The 1033-nt window shown below is 72.1% G+C and carries 1 protein-coding gene; it reads right to left on the bottom strand.

Annotation, left to right across the window (positions count from 1 at the left end; all coding sequences use genetic code 11):
- A partial coding sequence (locus G5C60_RS50750; RefSeq protein ID WP_241267674.1) for an NB-ARC domain-containing protein occupies positions 1-1006 on the bottom strand: 1006 nt, incomplete at its 3' end.
- Positions 1007-1033: the final 27 nt, after the last annotated feature.

Here is a 1033-nt window from a genome sequence, read left to right on the forward strand (position 1 = left end):
CCACCACACCCACCCCGAACGCCCGCACCAAGTCATGCAACCGCCACCGCACACCGGAAGCCGAGCCCCCGCCGCCCTGGACCGGTGTGACCAGATGGGTGGCGGCCAGATCCTCCAGCAGGCCCAGGGCGGCCTCCAAGTCGAGGTCGGCCAAGGCGGCCACGGCCTCGGCGCCCGTCTCCGTACCGGGGGCGAGGGCGAGCAGGCGCAGCAGTCGGGCCTGGTCGGGTGGGAGACGGCGGTACGAGGTCTCCAGGACCGGGCGGAGCACGAGCGAACGGCCGTACAGGTCGGTGCCGCGACTGCCGTTGTCGAGTACGGCGGTGGGGTCGGCGGCCTCTTTGATCTCGGTCACCAGCGAGGCGATGTCGCGGTGGCGGCGTCGACGCAGCATGGCGGCGGCGATCTGGAGGGCTAGGGGCAAGTGGCCGCAAAGGGAGGTCAGTTCGCGGAGGGCGTCCTGTTCCCGGGACGGGCGGTCGTCGCGTTCGTCGGCGTCGTGGAGGGCGCGGGTCACGAGGGCGGCGGAGTCGTCCGGGGCGAGTGTTTCGAGGTCGATGAGGCGTACGGGGAGGGCGTCCGGGCGGTCTCGGGAGGTGATCAACACCCGGTGGTGGTCCGTCCCGGGCAGCAGGGGGAGGAACTGGGATGGGTCCGAGGTGTTGTCCAGGATCAGCAGCGTCCGATCCTGTCGCTCGGCGAGGAGGGTGCGGTACGTGTCGTACTGGCGCGCCGTCGTCTGTGGCAGCTCCGGGCCACGTACGCCGAGGGCGTCGAGGAGGGCGAGGACGGCTTGGTCGGCGGTGACGGGGGCGTCGTCGTAACCGCGCAGGTCGACGAAGAGCGTGCCGCCGGGGAACCAGCCCTTCGTGCAGGCCTGGTGGGCGGCCTCCACGGCCAGTGCCGTCTTGCCGATGCCGCCCATGCCGGTGACGGCGAAGATGAGGAGAGGGAGCGGGGCGGCTCCGTTCGGGGCGGGTTCGAGGTGGGGGAGCAGGCGGCCCATTTCCGCCGATCGGCCGGTGAAGCCGAG

It is taken from the genome of Streptomyces scabichelini (assembly GCF_011045015.1).
Classification (GTDB): domain Bacteria; phylum Actinomycetota; class Actinomycetes; order Streptomycetales; family Streptomycetaceae; genus Streptomyces; species Streptomyces scabichelini.